We start from the raw sequence: 26,926 nt of genomic DNA on the forward strand, positions 1-26,926 counted from the left end.
CTTACGCTCGGGAACGGGGGAACAGGGCCGCCGTGCCGTTGAGCCCGCGCGGGCCTCACGCCTCGACCGGCCGCTCCGATAGGTCGGCGTGCCGGGCCGGCTCCGCCTCGTCGGCGGCGCGCGGAAGCCGCAGCCGCTTGAGTAGCAGGGCGTTGAACGCGACGAGGAAACTGGAGCCCGACATGGAGAGTGCGGCGATCTCGGGCCGCAGGACGAGGTCCAGTGACGGCTCGAAGACACCCGCGGCGATCGGCAGCGCGATCGCGTTGTACCCGATCGCCCAGCCGAGGTTCTGGCGCATCTTGCGCAGGGTGCCCCGGCCGATCTGCAGGGCGACGGGGACGTCAAGGGGGTCGGAGCGCATCAGCACGACGTCGGCCGTCTCGATGGCGACGTCGGTTCCCGCGCCGATCGCGATGCCAAGGTCCGCCTGAGCCAGCGCCGGGGCGTCGTTGACGCCGTCGCCGACCATGGCGACGCGCCTCCCCTCGCGCTGGAGTTCAGCCACCTTCGACGACTTGTCCTCGGGGAGGACCTCGGCGATCACGGTGTCGATGCCGAGCTGGTCCGCGATCCGCCGGGCGGTGGCCTCATTGTCGCCGGTCAGCATCACCACCCGCACGCCGGACTCGTGGAGCGCCGCGACCGCCTCCGCCGCGGTCTCACGGGCCGCGTCGGCCAGAGCGATCACCGCCGCGGCGCGGCCGTCGATCGCCACCAGAACTGCGGTCCGTCCGGCGGCGGCGAGCTCGTCCCGGCGCCCGGCGAGCGAGCCGAGATCCACGCCCTCCTGTCCCATGAGCCGCCGGTTGCCGACGGCGATGCGGCGGCCGCCGACCTCGGCGACCGCGCCGTGGCCGGGGACGTTCCGGAACGCGCTCGCCTCGAGCACGGGCACCCCGCGCTCCTCTGCGCGGCGGACGATCGCGGCGGCGAGCGGGTGCTCCGAGTCGCGCTCGACCGCGGCGACGAGGGCCAGCAGCTCGTCCTCTGGGATGCCGTCGGTGGCGACGTCTGTCACCTCCGGCTCGCCCTTCGTCAGGGTGCCGGTCTTGTCCATGACGACCGTGTCGATCCTGGCGGACGTCTCGATGGCCGTGGCGTTCTTGAACAGCACTCCGCGCTTGGCGCCGAGCCCGGCGCCGACCATGATCGCCGTCGGCGTCGCGAGGCCGAGTGCGTCGGGGCAGGTGATCACCACCACGGTGATCGCGAAGAGCAGCGCGACCTCCACCGACGCGCCGACAGCCAGCCAGGTGAGGAACGTGGCCGTCCCGCCCACGAGCGCGACCAGGACGAGCCAGAAGGCGGCCCGGTCCGCGAGTCGTTGACCGGGCGCCTTCGAGTTCTGGGCCTCCTGCACGAGGGCGACGATCTGGGCGAGGGCGGTGTCGGCGCCGACCTTCGTCGCGCGCGCGCGCAGCGTCCCCGTCGTGTTGACGGACCCGCCGATCACCTCGTCGCCGGGCGCCTTCGCCACGGGCAGGCTCTCGCCGGTGACGAGCGACTCGTCGATCTCGGACTCGCCCTCCTCCACCAGTCCGTCAACGGGGACCTTGGCGCCCGGACGGATGAGCAGCAGCTCGCCGACGGCCACCTCGGCGGTCGGCACCTCGACCGCCTCGCCGTCCCGCATCACGAGGGCCATGGGCGGCGACAGCTCGAGCAGCGTGCGGATCGCGTCGTTCGCGCCGCCCCTGGCGCGCATCTCGAACCAGTGCCCCAGCAGGACGAAGGCCGTGAGGACCGTGGCGGCCTCGTAGAACACCTCACCGCCCCCGCTGAGAGTCACCCCGAGGCTGTAGAGCCAGCCCGCGCCGACCGCCACCGCGACCAGGACCATCATGTCAAGCGTGCGTGCTCGAAGCGCGCGGTACGCGCCGTCGAAGAAGATCCACGCCGAGTAGAAGACCACCGGGATCGACAGCAGCAGCGAGAACACGTCATCGCGCAAGCCGAACGGCGCGGCGACGTCGAAGCCGAGGACATCCCGGCCGATCGGCGACCAGAGCAGGATGGGGATCGACAGGAGCGCGGCGACCAGGAAGCGGTTGCGCATGTCCCGGACCATCGCGTCCATCGACATGCCGGCGTGATGACCGCCGTGGCCCATGATTTCCTGCGGGCTCCGGCCGGCATGGCCGCCGTCCGTGTGCGCCATCCCGGGGGCGTGTCCGTGCCCGATCCGAGCGTGGTCGTGGTGGGCCATCGCCGGCATGTCGTTCCCAGCAGGCGCCGGCGCGCCGCCGTTCACCGCGGTCGGCTCGCCCATGGGATCGCAGACATGCGCCGGCACCGACTGGCCCGCGCAGTGGTAGCCGCAATCCCGCACCCACTCCGCGAGCTCCGCAACCGAGGTCAGGTCGGGGTCGAAGACGACGTTGGCAGTCTGCGCCACCGGATTGGCCTCGACCGAGATGACGCCGGTGCGCCGCGACAGGACCGACTCGGCCACCGCCTTCTCGGTCGCCCAGTGCACCCCCGACACTTCGATCACGGCGGTCGTCCGCCGTCCGTCTGTGGACATGACGATCCCTCCTCGCTCGTTCGCGGCTACCGGCGGCCGACCAGGCGGACGAGCGCCTTCATCAGCTCCTCGCGTCGCGCCTCCTGGTCGTCGGGCCCCGCGTCGAGCAGGCAGTGGCGGGTGTGGTCGTCGACGAGCGCGAGGGCGACCTTGTCGAGCGCTGCCTGGGCGGCGCTGATCTGCTGGAGCACGTCGATGCAATAGCGGTCGTCCTCGACCATGCCGGCGATGCCGCGTACCTGCCCTTCGACGCGGCGCAGGCGCTTGAGCACGGCGTCCTTGCCGCCTGCTGCGGCGTAGCCGGGGACGTGCTGATGGGGCTTCCTCTGCGTCGTCATACGCCCAGGCTTGCATACAGGGACGGGGTATGCAAGCCTGCCAGCTAGTACTCCCCCCTTGTATAGGAGCGAGAAGATGTCGATGAGCAACGAGCGGATCTACACAGTCGCGGGTATGACGTGCGGACACTGCCGCGCGGCGGTCACCGAGGAGGTCGTCGCCGTGCCTGGCGTGACCCACGTCGATGTCGATCTGTCCACCGGCCGGCTCGCGGTGGTGGGCGATGGCATCACCGACGAGGCGATCGCGGCGGCGGTGACCGAGGCGGGATACACCCTGCAGTCGTGACCGCGCCCGCCCGCATCGCGGCGTTCGTCGCCATCCTCGCGGCCACGTTCGGCCTGGCGGCCGTCGCGGGAGGCGCGCTGGAGCCGCTCCGCGCGGATGGCGGCGAGCGCCCGGCCGGCGGCCACCCAGAGGCGCACGGCGGCGCCGAGGAGCCTGCGCCGGAGCCTGCGCGACCCCGGGGCCTGGCCGTAGCGGACGCTGGGTATCGGCTGGTGCTCGAGCCGGCCTCGCCGTCGATCGGCAGGCCGGTCGACCTCACCTTTCGCGTGCTGCGACGCGACGGACGTCCCGTGGAGGACTTCGAGCAGCAGCACGAGCGGGCGATGCACCTGATCGTCGTGCGTCGTGACCTCACCGGCTACCAGCACGTACATCCCGTGCGCGGCACAGGCGGCCGCTGGACTGTCCGGCTCACCCTGCCGGAGGCGGGGGTCTACCGCGCATTCGCCGACTTCCGCGCCGGTGGACGCGACGTGACGCTCGCAACGGATGTCCTGGTCTCCGGCGTGTTCCGTCCACGCGCGCTGCCTGCGCCGGTCGCTCGCGTCCGTGCGGACCGATACGAGGGCCGCCTGATCACGGGCGGGCTCTCGCCTGGCGCCGAGGCTCAGCTCACGTACGAGATCAGCCGCGCCGGCGTGCCGGCAACGGGTCTCGAGCCGTACCTCGGCGCCGACGGGCACCTCGTCGCGCTGCGGGAGGGCGACCTCGCCTTCCTGCACGTCCATCCGGAGCCGGCGTCGCGACCGGGGCGCGTGGCGTTCGGCGCGACGCTGCCGTCGGTCGGCCGCTATCGACTCTTCCTGCAGTTCAAGATCGACGGCCGCGTCCGGACCGTCGGCCACACCTTGGAGGTCGCTCCGTGAGCTCACCCGGCGGCGTCCCCGAGCGCCTCGAGCTCCCGATCACCGGGATGACGTGCGCCTCGTGCGCCGCTCGCGTGGAGAAGCGCCTCAACCGCCTGGAGGGCGTGGAGGCGTCGGTCAACTACGCGACCGAGACCGCGTCGGTGGCGTTCGACCCCGGCGTGGTGCCACCCGAACGCCTGGTGGAGGCCGTCGAGCAGGCGGGCTACGGCGTGCGCCCGTCCGTCGCCGCCACCACGGGCACCGAGCAGCCGGCGGACGTGGACCCGACCGCGGCGCTGAGGCGGCGGCTCGTCGTGTCCGCGGTGCTGTCGCTGCCGGTCCTGGTGCTGTCCATGGTGCCGGCGCTCCAGTTCGACTACTGGGGCTGGCTCGCGCTCCAGCTGACGACGCCGGTCGTCCTGTGGGGCGGCTGGCCGTTCCACCGAGCCGCCTGGATCAACCTCCGCCACGGCGCCGCCACGATGGACACGCTCATCTCGGTCGGCACGCTCGCCGCGCTGGGCTGGTCGGCGGTCGCGCTGTTCTTCCTCGGCGCCGGCGAGCCGGACATGCGGATGGCGTTCGACCTGATCGTCGACCCGGGCGCGGAGTCGCATCACATCTACCTCGAGGTGGCCGCGGTCGTCACGACCTTCATCCTGGCCGGCCGATACTTCGAGGCCCGGGCGAAGCGGCGGGCGGGCGCCGCGCTCGCAGCGCTGCTCGAGCTCGGCGCGAAGGATGTGGCGCTGCTCGACGACGACGGCGGCGAGCGGCGCATACCGATCGGCGATCTCGCGGTCGGTGACCGATTCCTGGTGCGCCCCGGCGAGAAGATCGCGACGGACGGCGTCGTCGAGGAGGGTGCCTCGGCCGTCGACGCATCGATGCTGACCGGCGAGAGCGTGCCAGTAGAGGTGGGGCCTGGCGCCCCGCTGGCCGGAGCGACGATCAACGCCGGCGGGCGCCTGGTGGTCCGTGCGACCCGGGTGGGGTCGGACACCGCTCTGGCGCAGATCGCGCGGCTCGTCACCGAGGCGCAGTCGGGGAAGGCGGCGGTCCAGCGTCTCGCCGATCGCATCTCGGCAGTGTTCGTGCCCGTCGTGATGGCCCTCGCCGCCGGGACGCTCGGCTTCTGGCTCGCCAACGGCGCGGGCGCCACGTTCGCGTTCACGGCCGCGGTTGCGGTGCTGATCATCGCCTGCCCGTGCGCGCTCGGGCTCGCCACGCCGACCGCGCTGCTGGTCGGGACGGGCCGCGGCGCGCAGCTCGGCATCCTGATCAAGGGGCCCGAGGTGCTGGAGTCGACGCGCCGGGTCGACACGGTGGTGCTGGACAAGACCGGCACCGTCACCAGCGGCGAGATGGCCGTGATCGACGTCGCCGTCGCGACGGGCGGGGACCGTGCGGAGGCGCTGCGGCTGGTCGGCGCCCTCGAGGACGGCTCCGAGCACCCGATCGCGCGCGCCATCGCCCGCGCGGCTCGCACAGAGCTTGGCGCGCTGCCGGCGCCGGAGTCCTTCACCAACCGCGAAGGCCTCGGCGTGGAGGGCGTCGTGGACGGGCGGTCGATCGTGGTCGGCCGGCCGATGCTGCTCGCCGACTGGGGCCTCCGCCTGCCGACGGCGCTCGAGACGGCCCTCCACGCCGCGCAGGGTGCCGGCGCCACGGCGGTCGCCGCCGCCTGGGACGGCGAGGCCCGCGCGCTCTTCGTCGTCGCCGACACGATCAAGCCGTCGAGCGCCGAGGCGATACGGCGCCTGCGAGAGCTGGGGCTGCGACCGGTGTTGCTGACGGGCGACAACGAGGCCACCGCGCGGGCGGTGGCCGCCGAGGTCGGCATCGACGAGGTGATCGCGGAGGTGCTCCCCGCGGACAAGGTGACCGTCGTCCGTCGCCTGCAGGACGACGGGCGGGTGGTGGCGATGGTCGGCGACGGCGTGAACGACGCCCCCGCGCTGGCACAGGCGGATCTCGGCTTGGCCATCGGCACCGGCACAGATGTCGCGATCGAGTCCTCGGATCTGACGCTCATCTCGGGCGACCTGCGAGCCGCGGCGGACGCGATCCGGCTATCGCGACGCACGCTCCGAACCATCAAGGGCAACCTGTTCTGGGCCTTCGCCTACAACGTGGCCGCCCTGCCGCTCGCCGCTGCGGGCTACCTCAACCCGCTGGTCGCGGGCGCCGCGATGGGGCTCTCCAGCGTGTTCGTCGTCTCGAACAGCCTGCGCCTGCGGGCCTTCGGCCGGCTACGAGCGGACGACGATCTTCCGTCCCCTCCGGCGTCGGCCGGTCGGACGGCGGTCGCCGCCAGAACCTGACCTCTCGGCGCTGGCATGCAGCCAGGAGCGCGGCGGCGTGGCGCCGAGCTCCTGGCCCGAGCGCTCAGCGCATTGCTTCGAGCAGGTTCCGGCACGCCTCCTCGCAGGCGCGGCAGTGCTGCGCGCAGACGGCGCAGTGCTCCATATGCTCCCCGTGGGCCTCGCACTTGTCGCCGCAGCTGCGGCACGCGGCGATGCACGCATCGAGGGCAGCGCGCGTGAGGTTCGCGTCGTACTCGGTCTGGCGGCTCACGATGCGCCCGGTGGTGATGCACACGTCCGCGCAGTCGAGGTTGAGGCGGATGCACTTCGCGAGCTGCTGCTGCTGCTTGCCCTGCTCGCTGAGGCAGGCGTCGGCGCACTGGGTGCACGCCTGTCCGCACTCGTAGCAGGCCTCGATACAGCGCACGAGCGCGTCCTGCGACACGTTGAAGTCCCGTGGATAGGTCTCGAGCATCCGGGTGGCGACGTCGGCGATGGACACGTGGCTCCTCCGATCGTTCGTGGGGTCACCGTCGCGTACCCGGGCTTCCGCTGGGACACGCCCGGCATGTGACGGACCCGTGACGACGCCGCCCGCCATCGTGGTTTCCCGTAGCGGGCTCGCACGATCGCCGGTCGATGTGTGTCAGGAGAACGGTCAGTCTGACGCCAGACACCAACGACGGGAGGTCGACATGCAACGACCCGAGGTGAACATCACGGCGCCGGAGCGCATCGGCCGGATCGTCGTCGGTCTGTCCGGGGTCGTCGGTGGCGTCCTGCTCCTTGCGGCCGCGGGCGGTGCCCTGGCCGTCGCGCTCGTGGTGCTGCTCATCGCGGCCGGGCTCGATCTCGTCGTGACCGGCGCCCTCGGGCACTGCCCGCTCTACCACCGGCTCGGCCGCTCGCCGATCTCGCCGAGGAGGCTGACATGAACGGACACGAACACCACGATCCGGACACTCCCGGAGAGCCCGAGCCCGGCGGCGGCCACGGTCACGGCCGCTGGATGATGATCGCGTGCTGCGTGCCGATGCTCGCCATCGCCATCGCGCTCGTGGCGACCGGCGTCGTCGGCAGCGGGTTCATCATCGTGGCCATCGCGTGCACGCTGATGATGGCCCTCATGATGGGGGGGATGTCCCACGGCGGCGGTGGAGGGACAGGCGGCCGGTGAGCGGACGTGGCGCTGCCGGAACGCCGCCCGCAGCGCCTCGCGCGTTCACCGCACCGGTCGAGATGCGAAAGGGAGTGTGAGTGATGCTGGACGGACATGGAATGGGAGTGGGCGACTGGGTCTTCATGTCGCTCTTCTGGATCGCCCTGGTCGCGTTGGTCATGTTGGCGGTGGGGAGGCTCTCCCCCTCGTCGGGCGCCGGTGCGCCGGCTGACCAGGGGCCGGTGCCTGCGACCCCTGAGCGCCTGCTCGACGAGCGACTCGTCCGCGGTGAGATCGACATCGAGACCTACGAGCGCCTTCGCGACGTGTTGGCCGGCCGCGGTCGGCCGGAGAAGTGAGGCCGATGGCATACGAGCGCGTCGGGTGCGCGATCGCGGGCATCGCCTCACACCCATGGGCCGTCGCCGGAGCGGAGGACGATCCGCGCGGGCGATGCGTCCAGCACGAGACGATCGGCGGGCCGCCGCGCGCGACGCGCGCAAGCGACGACCTCTTGCGGCAGGCCGTCAGGCCGATGAGGTCACCGGCTTCGGCGGGCCGGCGTGCCAGTCCGGGCGAAGCGGTTCGGTGACCCGCCTGCGCAGGACTCGCGGGGCGGACCGTCGCTCGAGGGTCACGGGCGAGCCTCTACCGGCTCGGACGCAACTACACGCGCGTCCGGGAGCCATGAACACGAGCTCCGTACGACGCTGACCTCGAGACCGCGCCTGATCGACCTGGTGCCGCTCGGCGGCCCTACCGCTGAGGCGACCCCAAGCGGGTGCGGAGTCCGGCGCTGCCCGCGCGGTCGCCCGACGCGTTGTCCATGTGCGGGACGTTCTGTGGGCCGGCCGGTGCGGCGCGCGCCACGACTCCGATTATCATACCGACACCGAACGCGATGATGGCGACCACTATGAGCACCACGATTCGTCGCATCAGCCCCCCGTACGTCTTGGCTATCGGTCTACCACCAGCTTGTGACGGATTCGTAAATCGTGGAACGACTCGTCCTTTCAACGCGCCGCTCGATAGACCATCGTCCCGAGTCATGATCACTGCCGTCGGCCTGTGGACGAAGACGAACCGGCGCGCTCGAGTCCTCCTCGGCGCGGCAACAGCCGTGCTCGTGCTGCTGGCGGCCGCGTGCGGCGGCGGGACGGAGGCAGAGGCCCCGGCTGCCGAATCGGACCCGATACACGCGCACGGCCTGGGGCTAAACCCGGCCGACGGGGCGCTCTACATCGCGACCCACACCGGCCTGTTCCGGATGGAGTCGGGATCGGACGAAGCGGCCCGGGTCGGCGACCGCCGCCAGGACACGATGGGCTTCACGGTCGCCGGAGCAGACCGCTTCCTCGGCTCCGGGCACCCGGACCTCCGCGAAGGGCTGCCGCCGCTTCTCGGCCTGGTCGAATCGCTGGACCGCGGCCGCTCCTGGGAGCCGATCTCCCTACTCGGCAAGGCAGACTTCCACGCGCTGCGCGCCACCGGCTCGTTCATCCACGGCTACGACGCGAGCGGCGGCCGCCTGATGATCAGCGACGACGGCGGCCAGACGTGGCGCGTCCGTCGGCCGCCGCCGCTCATGGACCTGGTGGTCGACCCGGACGACCCATCGCGGATCGTCGCCGCGTCAGAGGGCGGCCTGATCGTTTCGCGCAACGACGGGCGCAGCTGGCGGCCGCTCGGGGGGCAGCCCGGCCTGCTCGCCTGGCCGCGGCGGGACGCCCTCTACGCGCTGTCTCTGGACGGCGAGCTGAGCGTGAGCGGCGACGGCGGCGCCTCCTGGGCGCGCGCCGGGCGGGTCGGCGGCCGTCCCGAGGCGATGACCGCGCCGACCTCCGAGCGGCTGATCGTCGCGCTTGAGCACGGCGCCCTGCGCAGCAGCTCGGACGGGGGGCGCACATGGACGGACGGCGCATGGCCGTTGTGAACAGCGGGCAGGACGCGCCGCATGGTGCGAGGAGCCGATGAGGCATTCGACCAAGCGCATGTGGGTGTTCGCCGCCCTCGTCGCCGCGATCATCGCCTTGGCGGCTGTCGGAGCGGGCGGCTGGCTGTTGCTGCTCGTCGTTGGCTGCATAGCGGTGATGGGCGCGATGGTATGGATGATGCTCGGTGGAGCCGGTGATGGACGCGGCTAGTCGCCCATGATCACCATCACGCGCTGTGGTCTTGCCCCATTTCCGTTGACTCGGTTGGTCGCTAGACCGAGCATGACCTGCTGCGGTGCTCGCGATAGTTCGCCCACGAGCGGGCGCGCTGTGCTGGCCGCGCGGCGAGAGTCGCTCAGCGGGTGCGCGCGGGAGCCCGGGCACGCTCGTCCGGGATCTGCGGCGCGTGGGCGACATGGGCGTCCTCAATGACCCGCGTGAGCGGGAGCTCCTGGCGTTCGCGCTCCGTCCCGAGCGCCGCCTCCAGCGCCGCAGCGACGCGGTGTGTCGCCTCGGCGTACGAGGCGACCTCCTTCGGGGCCGCATCCGCCCATCCGGCGACGTACGGCACCGATTGGTGGCCCGTGTCGAGCCCGACGCCCGCCAAGGCGATGTGGGCGGCCGTCTCGGCGACGACCTCCGCCCCCGCGCGACCGAGCTCGGCGTAGCGCGCGCCGTGGACGTGGGCCAGCTCATGGACGAGGACGGCGACCTGTCCGTTCGGCGGGAGCGTCGACGCGAGAACGATGAGGTGCCGGCGGTGGTCGACATACCCCTGAGCTCGACCGGGGAGGACGTCGTGCCGCTCCACCCGATAGCCGGCGCGCGCCGCATCCTCCTCGAGGTGAGGGAGCAGCCGGGCGTGGGACGCTCCCGTCAGCGGCGCGATCGGCGGTGGCTCGGGCAGGGGTGGCCCCTCGGTCTGGGAGATGTCGAACACCGGCACCAGCACGAACCTGCGGACCGCGGCGGTCTCCTCGCCGGTCGCCTCGTCCCGCTCGCGCCGCACCGAGGGCGCCCAGATGCGCAGGGCCTGCTCTCCCCGGCGGACCTGGCGCCCGAGCGCGATCCAGCGGCGGTAGCTGGCGACGGTGGTTGCGTCGGGTCGCTGGGAGAGGATCAGGAGCGTGTTCGTGAGCGACTAGCCACGAAGAAGCGCCCGCGCCTTCGCGAAGCGCTGCCAGCCCTCTGAGCTTCGGAGCTCCTCGCAGGCCGCCTCGAAGCGGGCGCGGGCCTCCTCGCGGCGCGCCTCGGCCCGGCGACGGCCGGCCTCGGGGGGTGGCTCGGTCAACCTGTCGTCTCAGCGGTTCTCGCCGCCCGGCGCAGGGCCCGGTCGCGGTACCAGGGCCGTAGCGCCAGGCGCGCCGGCGGCAGGTGCCCGTAGACGAGGATCGCCTCGCCCGGCGGAATCCCCCGCACGGCGTTGGCGGGTGCCAGCCGCGTCTGGCGCGTCCCCCGGGTGCGGCTTGCGGATCCGTGCTCGCCCCGGGTGTGGCTCTCGTCCGACCTCCTCCTCGCCGAGCGCCCGGCCGAGGTAGTCGAGGGTGCGTGCGTCGCTGATGCCCGACAGGAAGAGCTTGGCCCGGTGGTTGGCGAGGATCGTGTCGGCGGCCTCGCGTTAGCGTCCCCGGGCCTGGGCGAGGTCCTGGAAGACGCTCACCACCTGGATGCCTGCCCGGCGGCCGTCGCGGCGATCTGAGGCAGGTTGCGGATCGGGGCCGTGTTGGCCGCCTCGTCGAGCACGAGGAGCAGCGAGGGCTCGCACGGGCGCCCCGCGGCAGCCGGGCGTAGGCGGCGTCGACGATTGCTCGATGAGCCCGGCGAAGAGCGGGGCGAGGCGCTCCTGGTCCTTGGCGGGGGCGACCACATAGAGCGTGCTCGCTCCGTCGAGGACCGCATGCGGGTCGATCTGCGGCAGGGTGGTGCTCCGCAGGACGGCGGGATCGGAGAAGGGGGCGAGCACGGCCTCGGCGGTCGCGTAGACCGACGAGAGCGTCCGCTCCTCCCGGCGGCAGGTCGCGACAAAGGCGGCGTGCGCGTCCGGCTCGCCGAGCTCCACGAGGATGCGGCTGACTGCCGTCTGCTCGCCCGAGTCGAGCCAGCCGACCACGTCCCGCATCGAGCCGCCGTCGCGGCCGGCGGCGGCGAGGAGTAGCGGTGCGATCAGCTTGGCCGCCAGCTGCAGCCAGAACTCCGCGTCGCGTCCGCCGGCCGCCCCCTGGGCGCTCGTCAGGTTGTGGGCGATCCGGCGGGCCTCGGGCCATTCCGCGCACGAGGCGACCGGATCCCATCCGACGAGCCCCTCGTCGTCGAGTCGCGCCGCGCCGGTCGGGTCGTAGATCAGCACCTCGCCGCGGGCGCGCCGCGCCGCCAGGGTGTGGTCGAGCAGGTCCCGCTTCACGGACACGGCCACGACCGATCGGCGGCCTCGAGGATCGCGGGGATCGCCAGTCCGGCGGTCTTGCCCGACTGGCTCGGGCCAACAACGAGCGTGCTCGCTCGTGCCTCAGTCGCCACCAGCGCAGCCCCTATCCGCCCCAGCGTGAGCCGGCCCGGCTGGGGGCGGCTCACGATGAGACCGCGGAGGTCGCACGTCCGCGCCCAGCGCGCACCCTGGGCCTGTCGGCGAGGCACGGGCTCCAGACCGGCTCGACGGGCGAGGGACACACCCGCCATGGACAAGATCGACGCCGCTGCAGCCGCGAGGGCGAGCGCGCCGTAGAAGCCGACCGGGCCCGGCAGTCGCGCCCGGTCGGGCGCGGGCCAGGCCGAGCCGGGGTCAGCGAGGCGCTCGGGGAGGCGCGCGAGCACGCCAGGCATCTCCGAGAGCCCCGCCTCGGGGACCCCGGAACCGAAGGTCGCCCCGGCGAGACAGCCGACGCCCCACACGAGGCCGCCGGCGACGATGACGGCCCCCACGGCGGCGAGGCCGAGGGTCACCCAGGGATCCTCGGGCACGGGCCGGGAGGGCGGGGGTGTCACCGGCTCGCCCCGGCGCTGCCCGGCGCGCGCCGGGCGCCCGACCGGGCCGCGGGCCGGCGCTCCTGGGCCCGCTGGCGCCGCTCGGCCTCGAGCTCGGGCCGGGCGCGCTCGAGCGCCCGCTCCACCTGGCCGAGGACCTCGGAGAGGCGCGGGGGTCGGCGTCGGCGGCGATCTCTGTGGAGAAGCCCACCGCCCGCATGCCCTCGAGTCCGACGATGGCGCGGGAGAGATCGCGGACGGCCAGGCAGAAGCGGTTGTCGAGCCGCGCGGACCCCTGGAATCCCGCGACCAGCTCCGCCGCGGCCCGGGCCCGGCGGGGAAGCTCCGCCTCCTCGGCGCGGGGAAGGAGGGGGTCGCCGATCGGGGCGGGTCGCGGTTGGGCGGGAGCGGATGCGCCGCGAGCGGTGTCGTCGCTCATGCCGGGACTCCTCGGGCGTGGATCGGCGGGGCCGCGTGGGCGCGCATGCGGGCGTCGGTGTCGACCAGCGCCCACTCGGCGCGCGAGAGTCGGTGGTCGACGAGGAACGAGCGCCCGCCGACCTTCCAGAGCGCGGCGCCCCGCCACAGCCCGGCCACGTGCTCGGCCTCGGTCGCCGACAGGCCGACCAGCTCGCGCGTGGCGCCGAGGTCCGCCGGGCTCTGGCGCAGGATCACCCGCGTCTCCGAGTCCGACAACAGGCCCTCGGCGATGCGGGCCACGCGCGATCCCTCCGCACCGGCGGCGCCCAGGTCCGAGAGGCGGTGGATGACGAGCAGGAAGGCGGCGCCGTAGGCGCGGGCGAGCTTCGAGAGGCGCTGCAGGAAGGCGGAGGTCGCCGGGTCGGCGAGCACCGCCCAGCCCTCGTCGAGCACCACCAGCCGCCGGATCCCGTCGTCGCGGGCGAGACGTCCCGACAGCCAGGCGCCGACGCAGACCATCAGGATCCCCAACGCGGGCGATCCGTGGAGCGCCGACAGGTCGAAGACCACCACGGGCGTGTCGAGGTCGACGTCGGCCGAGGTGGGGCCGTCGAACATCCCGGCGAGGTCGCCCTCGCAAAGACGGCGTAGCTCGAGGGCGCAGGCCCGGCCCTCGGCGGCGAGCCCGCTCTCGTCGGTGCCGATCGCCGCCGCGGCCTCCGGGTCGGGATGAAGGAGACGCCGCTGGACCTCCGGAAGCGTCGCCTCTCCGGCCGCCGCCGCGGCGCGGTAGGCGACGTCGAGGGCCGCGTGCTCCTGCGGGCCGAGGTCGCGCCGCAGCGACGCCGAGACGAGCGCGGCCAGGAGGGCGACCCGCTCATCGCGGCCGCCGGCGGCGTCGAGCGGGTTGAGGCGCACACGCCCGCCGGGCGCGAGGCGGATCGGGCGGGCGCCGAACCACTCGGCGAGGGGCCCGTACTCGCCCTTTGGATCGATCACCACCGAGCGGCGCCCGAAGACCGCCTGGCGGGCCAGGTAGGTCTTCACCAGCGCCGACTTGCCGAGGCCCACCTGCCCGGCGACGAGCGCCGAGGGGTTGGTAATCCCCCTGCTCGTAGAGCACGAAGGGGTCGAAGCAGAAGGCGGCCCCCGAGTAGACCTCGCGGCCGATGTAGACCCCGCGTCCGCCGAGGCCGCCCTCGCCCATGAACGGGTAGGCCGCCTGCAGGTGGGCGCTGGTGGCGCGGTGGGCGCGCCGCCGCGCGCGGGTCCTCACCTGAGACCTCGGCAGAGGGGGAGCGTGTACGTGAACGCGATCGCCTGCTCGCCCCACATGGGCCGCAGCTCCAGGCGCGAGCCCTGGGCCTGGTGCTCGACGTCGGCGAGCGCCCCCTCGAGCTCCTCGGCCGAGCGGGCCGAGACGGTGACGTACCCGGAGAAGCGGCATCCCGCGTGCCCGGAGGCCGTCTCGTCCTCCTCGTCGAGCAGGGCCTCCTGACGGCGCCGGCGACGCGCCGTGGCCGAGAAGCCGAGGCGCGCGCGCAGCTCCTCGTCGGACGTCGCCCCGGTGCGGGCGTTCTCGGCCTGGCGGATGGCTCGGGCGGGATCGAGCGCCTCGATCGTGACGGCGACCGTGCGCCAGGCGGTGGTCGTGAGGATCAGCGGCATCAGGAAGTCCGCCCCGACGTCGACCCGCGGCCACTCGGCGATCCAGTAGGTCGCGTGGATCGCGCCGTCGGTGCGGTAGGAGCGCCACGCCTCGTCCGCGGCCATCGGTCCGGCCGCGGACGGCGAGACGCCCTCCCGCCCGGCGCCGTCCGCCGGGTGGGCGTCGAGCGCCGAGCGGGCGTCGGGATCGAAGCCGAGGCGGATGGCGCGGGCGACCTGCCCGGGTGAGAGCAGTCCGCGCACCGGCACCTCCGCGCCGCGCAGCCGCTCGGCCAGCCCGGCGAGTTCGCGGAGCAGCACGGCGCAGCCGCCGGCGTCCCCGCCGCCCGCGCGTCGCACCGCGCGCGCCGCACGGCGTCCGTCGACCTGTAGGCAGAGAAAGGTCTCATGACGGCGTGCCGGGGCGCCCGCGTCGGCGATCAGCTCGAGGTAGGAGTGGACGGCCGGGTCCGCCGGATCGAGGCCGAGGCCCTCGCGCAGGTGGCGGCCGAGCGCGTCCGGGGGTTCAGCGGCCGTGCGCTCGATCCACTGCAGCCGCGAGACGGGGCTCGCCGGAGTGGCGAAGCCGGCCAGCACCGATCCCCAGCGTGCGACGCGCCGCTCCTTGTCGGCGAGATCGAGCAGCGCGAATGCGCCCGGCTCGACCGCGATCACGGCCGTCCACGTCGGCCCGTCGCGCACGACCCCGACCTCGCCCCCCGCCGTCGGGGCCGAGAGGATCCGCACGTCGCTGAGGGTCTCCGGAAGGGGCGTGCCGCCGAGCGGGTGCCCGCGGCCGGGGCTGGCGGAGCGGTAGCGAAGACGCCCCGTCACGCGTCGAGCCGCGAAGCCTCCCGCGGTCGTGCCCCAGGCGATTGGCGCCCGCCCGCCGAGGGAGCCGAGCGCGGCCGCCGCGCCCGCCGCCGCCATGGCGAGGCCGATGAGCGCGCCCGCCGGGCCCGGAGCGACGTTCAGGGAGAGGACCAGGCCGAGCAGGCCGCCGGCGATGCAGGCGACCTGCGCCCAGGTGAGTCCTCCCAGAGCGCCTCCCGCCTCGAGCGGGCCGAAGCGGTAACGCTCGGGCTCACGCTCCATGGCCGCCCCGGGCGGGTCGAGGAGGGAGGACCGGCGGCGGGGTGCGCGGACGGTGCCGGCTCGTCGCGCTCGGCCGGGAGTCCGCGTCAGGGGCGGTCGAGGCGGCTCGCCGCTCCCCCGTCCGCGGGCTCGTCGGCGTTCCGGCGGGCACCGGGCCTGCCGTCATCGGCGACGCTCCCGCCCGGCCGGCGACGCGTGCGCCACCGGCTCCGCCGGCCAGTCCCAAAGGGCTCGGCCCCGCGAGCGCCGTCCCCCCGCCACCCCGACCGGGACCTCCATGCGGGCCGACCGGACCCGGCCCGCCTCGGCCGATCCGCCCGCCGCCGCCGCCGGCACCGAAGGCCATCCGTGTGCGGGCGACGTTCCAGGCGAGCGTCGCGCCGGTCGCGCCAGCGAGCGCGTGTCGCGACTCGCGCTGGGGTTGGGCGGCGTCGGAGACGAGCGGAAGCAGCGAGAAGAGCACGAAGGGCGAGAACGCGGCGAGCATGAACATCCCCGCCCCCGCCAGAACGGCGCTCGGCGAGTCGCCCGAGGAGAACGCCGACAGGCCGAGCGATAGCGTCGCGACGATCACGAGCTTCGAGAGCACCGCCGCTACCAGTAGCTGCACGAGGCGGCGAATCCAGCCTGAGGTCGCCGGCCAGATCATCGCCGCGAGGAAGAGCGGCAGGAACATCACCGCGATGTAGATCGCCGCCGCCCGGAGCACGAGCTCGATCCAGACGAACACCGCGGCGATCGCCATGAAGAGGGCGAGGACGAACGAGGCGAACAGCGGGATGCCGGCACCGGGCAGGCTCACCGCCGACAGCCCCTGGGCGAGGGAGCCGGTGTCTTCCGCGATTCCGGCCGTGAGCTCAGCGGACAGGGCGTCGGTGACGGCGAGGGCCGTCTGGGTGACCGCGATCGCCAGTCCCGTCAGCAGCATCGCCGCCGGCAGATGGAGGAATGCGGCGCGCGCCAGGAGGCCCGCGTCCTGGCGAAGGAGGGCCTGGAGCACACTAAGTAAGAGGAGCGGCAGCAGCAGAATCGCCCCCACCCCGAACATGAAGCCGTAGTGCTCGGCGAACCAGGGCGCGCCCAGATCGACGCGGGTCGTGTCGTCGATCGCCTTCGCCACCTGCTTGAGGAGCCAGGAGGCGCCGTCGCCGACCCATCCGGTGAGGGTTCCGAGGATCGCCTGCCCGGCCGCATCCGCCCCGGCGCCCGCCACCGCGCCGACGACATCCCCGACGGCGCTGCAGCCCTGATCGATGAGGGGAACGTCGCAGGGGGTCGGGATCGCCTCGGCACGCTGGGGCGGGGGCGCGAGGAGCACGAGCGCCGCGAGGGCGGCGACCAGCGCCGCGGCGACGGTCCGGCTCATCGCGTGAAAGGCGCCAGGCCGTCGAGCCGGGCGACGAACACCTCGGGCGGCGTCGCGGTGGCGGCGTTGGTCACCGTGGGCCCGGGGCCGGGCTCGTCCGAGGTGAACCCCGCGACCCGCCACCCTCCCCGCCCCCAGACCAGATCGGCCCGGCTCGTCGACCACGACGCGACGACCCGCCCACCGGGCGCCCCGATCAGGAGCACCTGCCACACGGCAACCCGCGCCCGCGCGGGCGAGAAGCTCTCGACCCGATGACCCAGGGGCACCAGCCGCAGCAGCACCTGCGAGGGATCGGAGCCGCCGAGCTCGCGGACCATGTGGTCGTAGCCCCGGTCGAAGAGGTCGGCGAGCTCGCCGGCGTAGGAGGGATCCGCGACCTGGCGGGCCACGGCGCGCCGCCGGGTGGGGTCGAAGAGCAGCTCGGGGCGCGCGAGCGCCGTCATCGCCGACGCGGCCGCCGCGATCGCGCCCGAGCGGGTGCGCTCCCCGGTGCCCGTAGCGCGCGTAGGCGGCGGAGCCGGAGGCACGGATGCCGGAGCGAGGTCACGAGCCGCGGTCCCGTCGGGGCCCGCAGTCGAGCGGCCGACCGCGAGGCCGACGGCGAGCAGGAGCACCGCCATCCCGGCGAGCGCGAGGCGGCTCCGCGAGCGGCGCTCAGACTCCATCGGCGGCGGACGTAATCGCGTGCGGAGGCACGGGCTACCGGCGGCCGACGTTGTAGAAGAAGTTGACGAGCTGGGGCGCCATGCCGACCAGGAGTGCGGCGCCGAAGCCCAGCAGGACGCCGCGACGGCCGGCCGAGGCCGCCCCATGGTGGTTCGAGTGGCTGCCCCAGGCCCACGCGATGGCCGCGACCACGAGCGCCGCGAGCACGAGGATCAACGACCAGCTGTAGAGGCCGTTCACGAGTCCCTGCAGCTTGTCCTGGCCGGGAAGCCCCCCGGATCCGGCTGGGCAGACACCTGAAGCCTCATCCCGCTCAGCACGTCCACCGCCGCGTCCCCCGTACGTCAACTGAAACAGACCGCGTATGAGTATCGGCTAAGGTGCGACGTATCGTCAAGTGAGCGAGTCGCCGTACTAGACGCATCACAGCCGCGCGCCGCCCAATCGGGCGACACAGATCCACGGGATTGGCGCGTTCGGGGTGGTGCGCGAGGCCGACCGACCCCGCCAGCGTTCATCGCGCGGTTTGGCCGGCCTCGTCGTGTGGCCGTGATACCGACGGTCGCATGTGGCGCGCCAGTGACCGCGCCTTCGGTAGCGGTGAGGGCGTCTCCCACCGCGCGAGTCGCCCACGCGTAAAGCATAAGCGAGCGGTTATGCTTCTGTGTCATGCCCCCCGATCAGCTGACCGCACGCTCGGTCCTCTTCCACGGCTTCTCCGACCCATCGCGACTCGCGATCATCGAGGCGTTGCGCCGGGGCGGGCGACGTGCCACGGACCTGGCGCGGGACGCGGGGCTCTCTCAGCCGAACGCCTCCGCGCATCTCGCCTGCTTGCGCGAGTGCGGGCTCGTCACCAGTGAGCGCCGCGGCCGCGAGGTCCACTACCGCCTCCTCGAGGGTGTGGACGAGCTGCTCTCCCTCGCCGACCGCCTAGTGGAGCAGGCGGGCGGCGCCGTCGAGGCGTGCTCGCGCTACGGGCGTCGGCGGAGGGCCGCGTGAGCGACGACGACGACGACAAGACGCCGACGGGCCCGATGGGCTGGCGCGAGGCGGTCTATCGCTTTCCGCCGCTTCGGAACGCCGCGATCGCCGCGCTGCTGACGATTGCCGGCGTCGTGATCGAGTGGCGGGTCGACTCGCAGGCGATCGCCCTGCCGCTGTTCATCGCCGCGATCGTCATCGGCGGCTACTTCTTCGCCCGCGAAGGGGTCGAGGAGTTCATCGAGGAGCGCGAGATCGGCATCGAGGCGTTGATGCTCGCTGCGGCGGCCGGGGCGATGGCGTTCGGCCTCTTCGAGGAGGCGGCCGCCTTGGTGGTGCTCTACGCGAGCGCGGAGGCGGTGGAGGAGCTGACCTTCGCCCGCACCCGGTCGGCGATCCGCGACCTGCTGGAGCTCGCCCCCAGGCAGGCCCGCGTGCTGCGCGACGGGCGCGAGGAGACGATCCCGGCGGAGGACCTGCGCCCGGGTGACGTCTTCGTGGTCCGCCCCGGCGAGTCGCTTCCAACGGACGGCGTTATCCGCTCTGGGCGGACGACGCTGAACGAGGCGCCGGTGACCGGGGAGGCGGTCCCCGTCGACAAGGGGCCCGGCGCGGACGTCTTCGCCGGCACCGTGAACGGCCCAAGCGCGATCGAGGTGGAGGCGACCCGCGCCTTCGCCGACAACAGCCTCTCCCGGATCGTCCACCTGGTGGAAGAGGCCCAAGCTCAGAAGTCACGGGCCCAGCGCTTCGTCGATCGTTTCAGCGATCGCTACAGCCCGGCGGTGCTGGGTGCCGCGCTGCTGGTGGCGGTCGTGCCTCCGCTGCTCGGAGGCGACTGGTCTGAGTGGGCGCTGCGCGGGGTGACGCTTTTGGTCGCCGGCGCGCCGTGCGCGCTCGTCATGTCCGTGCCGGTGGCGGTCGCCGCGGCGATCAGCAGGGCGGGGCGGAGCGGCATTCTGATCAAGGGCGGCGCGCAGCTCGAGACCCTCGGCCGGCTCCAGGCGGTCTGCTTCGACAAGACCGGGACCCTCACCCGGGGGCACCCGCAGGTGACCGACTTCGTCACCCTCGATGGGGCCTCCCGCGAGGAGGCGCTCCGGGTGGCGGCCGCCGTGGAGGCCCGCTCGGAGCACCCGCTGGCGCGGGCGATACTCGCCTACGTCCGCGGCGAGGGCATCGACCCCCCAGCCGTCGAGGACTTCGAGGCGGTTGTCGGTCACGGGGCGACGGCGAGGCTGAATGGGGACGAGGTCTGGGTCGGTAGCCCTCGCCTGCTCGCCCGGCTGGCTCCGCAGGCGGCGCCCCCAGCTGAGGTCGAGCGGCTCGAGCAGGAGGGCAAGACGGTGGTGTTGGTCGGCGCTGCGAGCGAGGCCGTCGCGGTCGTCGCCATGCGCGATGAGCCACGCCCGGAGGCGCGCGAGGCGCTCGGGGCGCTGCGCCGGCTCGGGCTGACGAATCTCGTGATGCTGACGGGGGACAACCGGCGCACCGCGGAGGCGATCGCCAGGGGCCTCGGGATCGACGACGTGCGCGCAGAGCTCCTGCCGGAGCAGAAGGTCGATGAGATTGAGCGAGTCCGCGCCGCGTACGGCACCGTCGCGATGGTCGGCGACGGCATCAACGACGCACCCGCCCTCGCGCGCGCGGACCTCGGGATCGCCCTCGGCACGGGAGCCACCGACGCCGCCATCGAGGCGGCCGACATCGCCCTCATGGCCGACGATCTGAAGAAGCTCCCCGAAGCACTTGCCATCGGGCGGCGCAGCCAGCGGATCTCGCGCCAGAACCTCGTCTTCAGCATCGCCCTCCTCACGCTTCTGATCCCGAGCGCCGTGGTCGGGCTGCTGACCGTCGTCGTCGCAGTCCTCGTGCACGAGGTGTCCGAGCTCCTCGCCGTCGCCAACGGGCTCCGCGCGGCCCGTTCCCCCGACGCGGTGACGCCGGCGGCGTCCCCGGCGTGACCCCACCGAGGCCGGCGGGACCCTCCGACCCCGCATCTGCGAGCGGGAGCCGACTCCCCCTCCAGCAGGCCGTCGCGCGCTCGGCGTGGCGGCGGCGACGCCGGACCGCCCGAAGCCGTTGGAGGGCGATGACGGCCCTCGCCGTCATGGCGCTCGCCGTCGACCAAGTCGTCAAGTGGTCGGTCCGGCAGGCGATCGATCGCGGCCAGGACTGGGTGTCGGGGGCTGCTCTGGCCATCGGGCACAGCAGCAACGACGGCATCGCATTCGGCCTCTTCGCGGGATCCGGGCGGCTCGTCGGCGTAGCGACGGCCATCCTGCTGCCAGCGCTCGTCTTCGCCCTCGGCCTGCTCGCCCGGGGTGGCCTCCTCGCTGCGCTGGCAGGAGGGCTGCTTCTCGGCGGCAGCACGAGCAACCTCTTCGACCGCGTGGTCCGAGGCGAGGTCACCGACTACATCGAGATGAGCGCCTGGCCCGCGTTCAACCTCGCCGACGCGGCGATCGTCTGCGGAGTCCTTCTAATGCTCTGGACATATCTGCAGGATCAGGAGCCGGCGCCGCGCGAAGACGCCCGCTGACCGTCTCTAGACCGCCGCTTAGCCGGTTTTCCCGTGGAGGCGGGGCACAGCCGCGTCGGTCATCGCCGCTCCGGTCATCACGGTCGGTTGTCTCCAGCATCATCGTCGCGGTCGTCGGCATCTCCGCACCCTCGACCGTGATTACCGTGATCGTCCCCGCTGCCGCGACGGTCGGTGCTCGACGCGTGCCCGGCCACCCCACGCAATCTCAGCCCCTTGGGTCGATCGTGCCGACGTCGTCTGCGCCGCACGGGGCCGTGACCGCCCGAGCACGGGCTCACACGGCGGCTCCCGGCGCGGTAAGGGAAAGCGGCCGCCATCGCTCTCGAGCCGCCGCTGTGGGCTGGCTCGACACGCACGGCGTGGAACGGCCCCGCGGTCTTGGGCCATGACCGGACGATGGTTCGTCGAGGCCGTCTCGCCTCGCTTCGGCGCACGGAGGCTCAAGGCCGCGGCTACCGATTCTCTCGTCGTCGTCTGGCCTTTTCGGGGCGAGGCTCAGCTCGGCGCGCGGGAGGCACTCACAGCACGCTCACAGAGAAGTGTTTCACGACGACGGGACTGAACGGCCAGCCCTTCTCCCTGGGGACGACCACCCTCATCCGGACCGCGTAGCCGCCGCCGGCGGCGCTCACGCGATAGCGGAGGGCGAACCTGCCGCGGCGGTCGGCGCGCGTCGAGGCCAGCGGCCGCCATTCGGTGCCGCGACGCCACTGGAGCTCGACGGTCTTGCCGGCGACGCGAGCGCGCGGACGGATCACGCCGGCCACTCGGAGCGTCTCGCCGGGTCGCAGCTGCTGGCCGCGGACGCGGACACGGACCAGAGGACGGACCGCGACGTCGGCGAGCCCCACCACGAGGGGGCGCCCGAGCGCGACGGCCCGCCATATGCCGGGGGCGGTGGGCCGGACGCGGAAGTGGAAGCGTCCCCGACGGTCGGTCAGCGTCGTCGCCTGGGTGCGGCGCAGGGGGTCGAGCAGGTAGACGGTCGCGCCGCGCAGCCCTCGGCCGTTCCGGTGGAAGAAGCGCCCGGAGAGGGTCATCGGCCGGCTCCAGGTCGCGACGATGATGGGGGCGAGCTGGCCACCGGACTGGGCGTACCGGCGCGCCCGCGGTGAGCGGAGCCCCTTGCTCTGGATCGTGGCGAAGTTGGGAAGGGGGACGCCACTCGCCTCGATCAGCCCCGGCTCCCCGAGCTCAGGGCCGGCGTACGTCCCCGCGGGCGGAAGGGCGACGACTCCGGGCGGCTGGCGGGTGATCGGCGGCGTGAGGACGGTCCGGACGTTCCCCGCCAGGTCCTCCGCCCGCAACACGAGCCGGGTCGTCTCCCCGGACGCGAGGTAGTCGGCGAGGGCGATCTCGGTCGCGCTAGATCCCGCGGCGGTGCCGGAGGCGATCGCCGCAGCGCCGGGCTCGGGCGGCGCGAGGGACCACCGGACGATGCCGCTCGTCGCATCGGAAACGCTCACGCCGATGCGCGCGCGGTCGCTGCCGAGGTACGCGACGGTCGCCTGAGCGGTGGGGGCGGTTCGATCGACCCGCAGGGTCGCGCCCTGAGCGCCGGCGCCCGGGGTGCCGTCTCCGTCCACCTCGAGCCGCAGCGCGTGGTTGCCGTCGGGGACGTCTCCCAGCGGCAGGTCGACGGTGTGCGTGCCGGCGCCCGGTGCGCCCGACCAGCCGACCCGGCCATCCACCAGGAGCCGCTGCCCCCTGATGCCATCCGAGCCGAGGTTGTCGCTCGCGATCCACACGATCCGGGCGCTCGCATCGCGGATCCAACCCTCCGGCGGACCGACGAGCTGGGCGGTCGGCGCCTGCAGGTCACGGACGAGGATGGCCGGGTCGAGGATCGCCCAGACCCTGTTCGGCTGCTTACGCGTCTCGGTCTGGAAGAGACGCAGGGAGAGGGTCTGTCCGCTCCGGGACACCAGATAGGCCTTCGGGGCGGCCGGCGAGCGCGGGAGGTCCGCCTCGGCCACGCCCCAGGCGAGCGCCCCGTCGGCCAGCACCTGAAGGGCGATGGACGTCGCGGTTTCGTGGTAGCGAATCGCGCTGAAGGTGATCGCCTCGATCGCCGTGCCGCCGTAGGGCGTGCGCATGTCGATCTGCCACTTGGTGCCCGCGAAGACGGGATCATGGGGCGGGCAGGTGATCCCGAAACCTGATCCCGAGAACTGGCTCGAGCACTGCCCGTCGGGGGCGACGTGCGACACGATGGTCTCCGGGCCCAGCCGGTAGAGGCTTCCCTCGGTTCCTGCGGCGGGGCCAGCGAGGCAGAGGGCCGCGAGGCCGACGCCGCCAAGAGCGAGCGGTCGCCTCATGAGGTCGTCCCTCCGTCGTTCCAGGGCCCGGGCTCGAACTCCCGCACTGCGCCGGGCACGCCCGCCCACGGGTCCGTCGTCGGGCTCGCCGCCCGCACGGTCGAGCTCGACACCGGCGTCGGCGCGGGGGCGGAGGCGCGGGCGGGCGCCTCCTGTCGATGCTTCTCTCGCGCATCGTCCCGGCGCGCCGTGGACCGTCGTCGGGCAGCATCCTGACGTTCCTGGCGTCGCTGGCTCACCTTCACTGCGTGCTCGAGATCCGCGGTCCAGCTCGTATCCACGGCCAGGGCCGGCGGACGATCCCTGGGCGCTGACGTCGCCGGCTGTCCCCCGTCAGCCCCGCCGCCGCTCGGCAGCCCGATCCCCACGGCCGCCGCTGCCGCGACGAGGATCATGCTCCCGAGGACGCCCGCCCCGGCGCCGGCCCGCGAGCGAAGGGCGAGGCGAATCCGTCCGCCGGGCGCGCGGGAAGCGTCCACAGCGAGGCCGGGCCGCTCGGGCTCGGGCTCTTCGTCGCCCGCCGCCGACGGCAGGGGCACGAGGACGCTGTCCTCGTCGAGGGCGAAGCCCGGCAGCGGAAGCATGTCGACCGCCCCCGTCGGCCAGATCGCAGGGTTGCCCTGCTCCTCGTCCGGGCCCGGGGCATCGAAGAGCCAGCCGAGCCCGAGCGCCGACTCGTCGTCTATGGGGGCTGGGTCTGTCGGGGCGTCGCTCACCGGGGGGGCCTCGGCAGGGGGACGGGCGGGCCGGTCCATCATCGACCCTCCCCACGCTTGACGTCAAGTGTGTCAGGGACGATATTGCTATACCGATGACGAGCATCGACATTCGAAATCGTGTCGTAGCGCCAGCGACGGCTCTCGATTTGGGAGAAGCTACGGCCGATGAGCGCGCCGCCGCCACGCGAGGTCCTGACGCTGCCCGAGGTCGCCGAGTGGCTCGGCATGCACCCCAACAGCGTCCATCGGGCCGCGCGCTCGGGTCGCCTTCCCGCGCGCCGGGTGGGGAAGGAATGGCGGTTTCTGACCGATGCGGTCGCCGCGCGTTGGACGCCGGGGCGACGCCTTCGTGGTGCCCCGCCGGCCGCGGCGCTCCACCAGCCGGCCGTGCCCGAGGCGCCCATCGCCCTCTCGGCGCAGGAGGCGGCGGACTTCCTGCGCGTCGAACTGCACACGATCTATCACGAGGCGATGGCCGAGCGGCTGCCTGCCTGGAAGGAGGGCAAGGAGTGGCGCACCTCCGAGGGCGCCCTCCGGGAGTACCTGCGCTCGGATCCCGACTCGGCCACGCGCTACATCAAGGAGCGGGATCCCCGCCGCAAGGCGTGAGCGTGGGAGAGGGACAGTGACTGGGGCGCCCTCGGAGCCGCTTGCCGAGATGTACCGGGTCCGCGCGCTGGAGCAGGCCCTCCAGATCCTCGCCGTCCTCGAGGTCGAACCGGAGCTGACGCTGCCCGAGCTGGGTGCGCGGATCGGCACCCAGACCCCGAACGTCCACAGGCTCGTCCTCCACTTGGTGGAGGCCGGCCTGGTCGAGGCGAGCCCGCTCACCAAGCGGTACCGGCTCGCCCCGAAGCGCCTCGGTGAGCTGTCGGCGCGGGCGCTCGCCGGCCTGAACCCCTGGGAGGCCCTGCGTCAGGTGGTTGCGGGGTTGAAGGAATCGACGGGGATGCCGGGACTGATCGCGGTCCTGTCGGGTGGGCGGGCGATCTACGTCGAGCAGTTCCGCGGGCCGGAGCGGGCCCTTGGGCGGGCCTTTCCCGCCCACGCGACCGCTCTCGGCAAGGCGATCCTCGCCTTTCTCCCCGAGCCGACGCGCGAGGCGGTGCTCGCGGAGCTCGTTCTCGACGCCTGGACGCCTACCACGATCACGGATCGCGAGCGCCTTCGCGAAGAGCTCGCCGTGATCGCCGAGCGCGGCTACGCGCTCGAGGAGGGTGAGCTGGATGGCCCTCGGCGCTCGGTCGGTGCGCCCGTCCGCGACCACACCGGGGCCGTGATCGCCGCGGTCGGGGTCGGCGGCGGGAAGGCGGCCCTGCCCCGGGCCAAGACGGCGGCGATCGCCAAGATCGTGGTCGCGGAGGCCGAGCGGGTGTCGGCCGCCCTCGGCGCCAGTCGCGTAGCCGCCCCGCCTCCCCGCGCACTCACGGTCGAGGTGCTCGGGGCGGTGGAGCCGCCCGTCCCCCCGCCGGCCACCGGCGGGCAGGACGAGTCGCCGGCACCTCGTGCCCGGCGTAGACCGCGCGCCAAGCGCGGCTCCGGGAAGAGCCCGTGAGCACCGCCGTCGCCCCGAGGATGCCCCTCCTTCGCCTCGGCATCGCGGCGCTGGCCGGCGTGGTGACGCTCATCGTGGCGCTTCCACTACTGGCGCTCCTGGCCCTCGCGGGGGGCTGGTCGAGCGCCGCCTGGGCGGCGACCTCGCCGGTGGACGCCGCGGCGCTCAACGAGTGGATGGCCGACGAGGTCCCGGACTCGCCGCTCATCGGCCTCGGCTCGGTGTTCGTCGCCGAGGGCCTCCGCAACGGCATCGACCCCCGCGCTCTCGTCGCGATCGCCCGCCACGAGTCGGTGCTCGGAACGCAAGGGTCAGGAGCCGGCATCCACAACGCCTTCGGCTGGGGACCGGCCATCCCCTTCGCATCCTGGCAGGACAACATCGCCACGGTCGCCCGCGGCCTGGCGACCAACTACGTCGGCCGCGGCCGCGACACCCTCGTCGAGATCCAGCCGATCTGGGCGCCGATCGGGGCGGCCAACGATCCGGGCGGTCTGAACTCGGCGTGGCTCGACGCCGTCGGCCAAACCTACTCCGATCTCGGCGGCGACCCGGCCCTTCCGATCACGATTGATGCCCAAGGCGGCGCCATGGGTGCCGGGGCGACGATCGGATACGGCGGCCTGGCGACGCCGACCGGCGGTATCGGAACGCTCGGCGGCAGGCCGGGGGAGGGCACCCACTCCTACGCCTCGTGGCCGGACAACTGGCAGTCCGACCACGCCGTCGACATCAACCTGCCGTTCGGCTCACCCCTGTATGCGATCGACGCCGGCGTCATCGTGCGCATCGGCGGCGATCCGACGGCCTTCTCGGGTCGCTTCGGAGGCGCGCAGCTCACGGTGCAATCACGGGACGACGCGTACTACTACGCGCACCTCTCCGGGATTGTCGTCCGGGAGGGCGGGCGCGTCGCCCTCGGCCAGCTCATCGGCTTCTCCGGCTCCGCGAACGGCGCCGACCACCTTCACCTTGGCGTGATGCGGCGCGATCCCGTCGCCCTGGCGGGGGTCGAGTGACGATGGCCGACTCCCGGCCGAGCCTGCGCGTCGTGAACGGCCCACCCCGTCTCGGGCTCACCCTCGACGAAGCCGCTGCGGCGGTGGGCGTCTCGCGCGACACCTTCGATCGCCATATCCGCGATGAGCTCCGGATCGTCCGACGTGGGCGCTGCCTGATCGTCCCGGTGGCCGAGATCGAGCGGTGGCTCGAACGGGAGGCGGCGAGGTGGTCGGCGTGAACG

29 protein-coding genes and 2 pseudogenes are annotated in these 26,926 nt (G+C 73.4%); 14 read left to right on the forward strand and 17 right to left on the reverse strand.

Annotated elements, in window-relative coordinates; translation table 11 throughout:
- Positions 1 to 55: 55 nt before the first annotated feature.
- Together ITJ85_RS02435 and ITJ85_RS02440 are read right to left on the reverse strand one after the other, a co-directional pair.
- Complete coding sequence (locus tag ITJ85_RS02435) at positions 56 to 2,527, reverse strand: heavy metal translocating P-type ATPase (RefSeq protein WP_217914769.1); 2,472 nt, start codon at positions 2,525 to 2,527, stop codon at positions 56 to 58.
- A 26-nt stretch (positions 2,528 to 2,553) separates the two neighbouring features.
- Entirely contained in the window at positions 2,554 to 2,865 is a 312-nt protein-coding gene (locus tag ITJ85_RS02440) for a metal-sensitive transcriptional regulator (protein ID WP_217914770.1), read from the reverse strand.
- 82 nt (positions 2,866 to 2,947) lie between these two features.
- Between ITJ85_RS02440 and ITJ85_RS02445 the strand changes: the two genes are divergently transcribed.
- The 3 genes from ITJ85_RS02445 to ITJ85_RS02455 all read left to right on the forward strand — a co-directional run bounded on the left by ITJ85_RS02445 (position 2,948) and on the right by ITJ85_RS02455 (position 6,326).
- Positions 2,948 to 3,154: a heavy-metal-associated domain-containing protein gene (locus ITJ85_RS02445; RefSeq protein ID WP_246496313.1), complete on the forward strand. Its 207-nt coding sequence runs from the start codon at positions 2,948 to 2,950 to the stop codon at positions 3,152 to 3,154.
- A 212-nt stretch (positions 3,155 to 3,366) separates the two neighbouring features.
- A complete protein-coding gene (locus ITJ85_RS02450) occupies positions 3,367 to 4,020 on the forward strand; it encodes a hypothetical protein (RefSeq protein WP_217914772.1) in 654 nt (217 codons plus the stop codon).
- A 47-nt stretch (positions 4,021 to 4,067) separates the two neighbouring features.
- Complete coding sequence (locus ITJ85_RS02455) at positions 4,068 to 6,326, forward strand: heavy metal translocating P-type ATPase (RefSeq protein ID WP_343232988.1); 2,259 nt, start codon at positions 4,068 to 4,070, stop codon at positions 6,324 to 6,326.
- Between the two features lie 64 nt (positions 6,327 to 6,390).
- Here ITJ85_RS02455 and ITJ85_RS02460 read toward each other — a convergent pair whose 3' ends face one another.
- Entirely contained in the window at positions 6,391 to 6,783 is a 393-nt protein-coding gene (locus ITJ85_RS02460) for a four-helix bundle copper-binding protein (protein WP_343232989.1), read from the reverse strand.
- 106 nt (positions 6,784 to 6,889) lie between these two features.
- Here ITJ85_RS02460 and ITJ85_RS02465 point away from each other — a divergent pair, with 106 nt between their 5' ends.
- Positions 6,890 to 7,243, forward strand: coding sequence for a YgaP family membrane protein (locus tag ITJ85_RS02465; RefSeq protein ID WP_217914775.1), 354 nt, complete (start codon positions 6,890 to 6,892; stop codon positions 7,241 to 7,243).
- 61 nt (positions 7,244 to 7,304) lie between these two features.
- Here ITJ85_RS02465 and ITJ85_RS17330 read toward each other — a convergent pair whose 3' ends face one another.
- Positions 7,305 to 7,436, reverse strand: coding sequence for a hypothetical protein (locus ITJ85_RS17330; RefSeq protein WP_281412216.1), 132 nt, complete (start codon positions 7,434 to 7,436; stop codon positions 7,305 to 7,307).
- Between the two features lie 132 nt (positions 7,437 to 7,568).
- On the opposite strand from ITJ85_RS17330, the gene ITJ85_RS02470 reads away from it, so the two are divergent.
- The 3 genes from ITJ85_RS02470 to ITJ85_RS02480 all read left to right on the forward strand — a co-directional run bounded on the left by ITJ85_RS02470 (position 7,569) and on the right by ITJ85_RS02480 (position 9,614).
- Positions 7,569 to 7,826: an SHOCT domain-containing protein gene (locus ITJ85_RS02470; RefSeq protein WP_343232990.1), complete on the forward strand. Its 258-nt coding sequence runs from the start codon at positions 7,569 to 7,571 to the stop codon at positions 7,824 to 7,826.
- A 692-nt stretch (positions 7,827 to 8,518) separates the two neighbouring features.
- Positions 8,519 to 9,403 carry a F510_1955 family glycosylhydrolase gene (locus tag ITJ85_RS02475; protein ID WP_217914777.1) on the forward strand — a complete coding sequence of 295 codons (885 nt, stop codon included), beginning with the start codon at positions 8,519 to 8,521 and terminating at the stop codon, positions 9,401 to 9,403.
- 37 nt (positions 9,404 to 9,440) lie between these two features.
- Complete coding sequence (locus ITJ85_RS02480; protein WP_217914778.1) at positions 9,441 to 9,614, forward strand: hypothetical protein; 174 nt, start codon at positions 9,441 to 9,443, stop codon at positions 9,612 to 9,614.
- 145 nt (positions 9,615 to 9,759) lie between these two features.
- On the opposite strand, the pseudogene ITJ85_RS02485 reads toward ITJ85_RS02480, so the two are convergent.
- The 11 genes and pseudogenes from ITJ85_RS02485 to ITJ85_RS02525 form a co-directional block, all read right to left on the reverse strand.
- Positions 9,760 to 10,530, reverse strand: a pseudogene (locus tag ITJ85_RS02485) (zincin-like metallopeptidase domain-containing protein); the annotation flags it as partial.
- Positions 10,531 to 10,545: 15 nt separating this feature from the next.
- Positions 10,546 to 10,695 carry a hypothetical protein gene (locus tag ITJ85_RS02490; protein WP_217913805.1) on the reverse strand — a complete coding sequence of 50 codons (150 nt, stop codon included), beginning with the start codon at positions 10,693 to 10,695 and terminating at the stop codon, positions 10,546 to 10,548.
- 9 nt (positions 10,696 to 10,704) lie between these two features.
- Positions 10,705 to 11,010 (reverse strand): annotated as a pseudogene (locus ITJ85_RS17590) (hypothetical protein); the annotation flags it as partial.
- A 12-nt stretch (positions 11,011 to 11,022) separates the two neighbouring features.
- Complete coding sequence (locus tag ITJ85_RS02495) at positions 11,023 to 11,817, reverse strand: type IV secretory system conjugative DNA transfer family protein (protein ID WP_217914780.1); 795 nt, start codon at positions 11,815 to 11,817, stop codon at positions 11,023 to 11,025.
- Positions 11,802 to 12,344 carry a hypothetical protein gene (locus ITJ85_RS02500; RefSeq protein WP_217914781.1) on the reverse strand — a complete coding sequence of 181 codons (543 nt, stop codon included), beginning with the start codon at positions 12,342 to 12,344 and terminating at the stop codon, positions 11,802 to 11,804. Before ITJ85_RS02500 ends, ITJ85_RS02495 begins: the two co-directional genes overlap by 16 nt.
- Positions 12,345 to 12,382: 38 nt before the next feature.
- The gene (locus ITJ85_RS17335; RefSeq protein WP_281412217.1) at positions 12,383 to 12,511 is read right to left on the reverse strand and encodes a hypothetical protein; all 129 of its coding nucleotides are present in this window, start codon (positions 12,509 to 12,511) and stop codon (positions 12,383 to 12,385) included.
- 289 nt (positions 12,512 to 12,800) lie between these two features.
- Positions 12,801 to 13,856 carry a hypothetical protein gene (locus tag ITJ85_RS02505; RefSeq protein WP_217914782.1) on the reverse strand — a complete coding sequence of 352 codons (1,056 nt, stop codon included), beginning with the start codon at positions 13,854 to 13,856 and terminating at the stop codon, positions 12,801 to 12,803.
- Positions 13,857 to 14,057: 201 nt separating this feature from the next.
- Positions 14,058 to 15,527: an SCO6880 family protein gene (locus ITJ85_RS02510; RefSeq protein WP_217914783.1), complete on the reverse strand. Its 1,470-nt coding sequence runs from the start codon at positions 15,525 to 15,527 to the stop codon at positions 14,058 to 14,060.
- On the reverse strand, positions 15,517 to 16,893 hold the full coding sequence (locus ITJ85_RS02515) for a TrbL/VirB6 family protein (protein WP_217914784.1): 1,377 nt from the start codon (positions 16,891 to 16,893) through the stop codon (positions 15,517 to 15,519). Before ITJ85_RS02515 ends, ITJ85_RS02510 begins: the two co-directional genes overlap by 11 nt.
- A complete protein-coding gene (locus tag ITJ85_RS02520) occupies positions 16,890 to 17,339 on the reverse strand; it encodes a hypothetical protein (RefSeq protein WP_217914785.1) in 450 nt (149 codons plus the stop codon). Before ITJ85_RS02520 ends, ITJ85_RS02515 begins: the two co-directional genes overlap by 4 nt.
- A 256-nt stretch (positions 17,340 to 17,595) precedes the next feature.
- On the reverse strand, positions 17,596 to 17,910 hold the full coding sequence (locus ITJ85_RS02525) for a DUF6112 family protein (RefSeq protein ID WP_281412218.1): 315 nt from the start codon (positions 17,908 to 17,910) through the stop codon (positions 17,596 to 17,598).
- Between the two features lie 321 nt (positions 17,911 to 18,231).
- Between ITJ85_RS02525 and ITJ85_RS02530 the strand changes: the two genes are divergently transcribed.
- Genes ITJ85_RS02530 through lspA form a run of 3 tightly spaced genes read left to right on the forward strand, consistent with a single transcriptional unit; the run spans position 18,232 to position 21,088 of the window.
- Positions 18,232 to 18,564, forward strand: a complete 333-nt coding sequence (locus ITJ85_RS02530) for an ArsR/SmtB family transcription factor (protein ID WP_217914787.1) — start codon at positions 18,232 to 18,234, stop codon at positions 18,562 to 18,564.
- On the forward strand, positions 18,561 to 20,510 hold the full coding sequence (locus ITJ85_RS02535; RefSeq protein WP_217914788.1) for a heavy metal translocating P-type ATPase: 1,950 nt from the start codon (positions 18,561 to 18,563) through the stop codon (positions 20,508 to 20,510). Before ITJ85_RS02530 ends, ITJ85_RS02535 begins: the two co-directional genes overlap by 4 nt.
- Positions 20,507 to 21,088 carry a signal peptidase II gene (gene lspA, locus ITJ85_RS02540; protein ID WP_281412219.1) on the forward strand — a complete coding sequence of 194 codons (582 nt, stop codon included), beginning with the start codon at positions 20,507 to 20,509 and terminating at the stop codon, positions 21,086 to 21,088. The genes ITJ85_RS02535 and lspA overlap by 4 nt, the downstream gene beginning before the upstream one ends.
- 521 nt (positions 21,089 to 21,609) lie before the next feature.
- Here lspA and ITJ85_RS02545 read toward each other — a convergent pair.
- Positions 21,610 to 23,409, reverse strand: a complete 1,800-nt coding sequence (locus ITJ85_RS02545; protein WP_217914790.1) for a hypothetical protein — start codon at positions 23,407 to 23,409, stop codon at positions 21,610 to 21,612.
- On the reverse strand, positions 23,406 to 24,125 hold the full coding sequence (locus ITJ85_RS02550) for a hypothetical protein (protein ID WP_217914791.1): 720 nt from the start codon (positions 24,123 to 24,125) through the stop codon (positions 23,406 to 23,408). Before ITJ85_RS02550 ends, ITJ85_RS02545 begins: the two co-directional genes overlap by 4 nt.
- A 168-nt stretch (positions 24,126 to 24,293) precedes the next feature.
- Here ITJ85_RS02550 and ITJ85_RS02555 point away from each other — a divergent pair, with 168 nt between their 5' ends.
- The 4 genes from ITJ85_RS02555 (at position 24,294) to ITJ85_RS02570 (ending at position 26,923) form a co-directional block, all read left to right on the forward strand.
- Entirely contained in the window at positions 24,294 to 24,737 is a 444-nt protein-coding gene (locus ITJ85_RS02555; protein WP_217914792.1) for a helix-turn-helix domain-containing protein, read from the forward strand.
- A 49-nt stretch (positions 24,738 to 24,786) separates the two neighbouring features.
- Positions 24,787 to 25,683 carry an IclR family transcriptional regulator gene (locus ITJ85_RS02560; RefSeq protein ID WP_217914793.1) on the forward strand — a complete coding sequence of 299 codons (897 nt, stop codon included), beginning with the start codon at positions 24,787 to 24,789 and terminating at the stop codon, positions 25,681 to 25,683.
- Between the two features lie 176 nt (positions 25,684 to 25,859).
- Entirely contained in the window at positions 25,860 to 26,702 is an 843-nt protein-coding gene (locus tag ITJ85_RS02565; RefSeq protein WP_217914794.1) for a M23 family metallopeptidase, read from the forward strand.
- A 2-nt stretch (positions 26,703 to 26,704) separates the two neighbouring features.
- Entirely contained in the window at positions 26,705 to 26,923 is a 219-nt protein-coding gene (locus ITJ85_RS02570) for a helix-turn-helix domain-containing protein (RefSeq protein WP_246496352.1), read from the forward strand.
- The last annotated feature ends 3 nt before the right edge of the window (positions 26,924 to 26,926 follow it).

This window comes from Miltoncostaea marina, assembly GCF_018141525.1.
Classification (GTDB): Bacteria; Actinomycetota; Thermoleophilia; order Miltoncostaeales; family Miltoncostaeaceae; genus Miltoncostaea; species Miltoncostaea marina.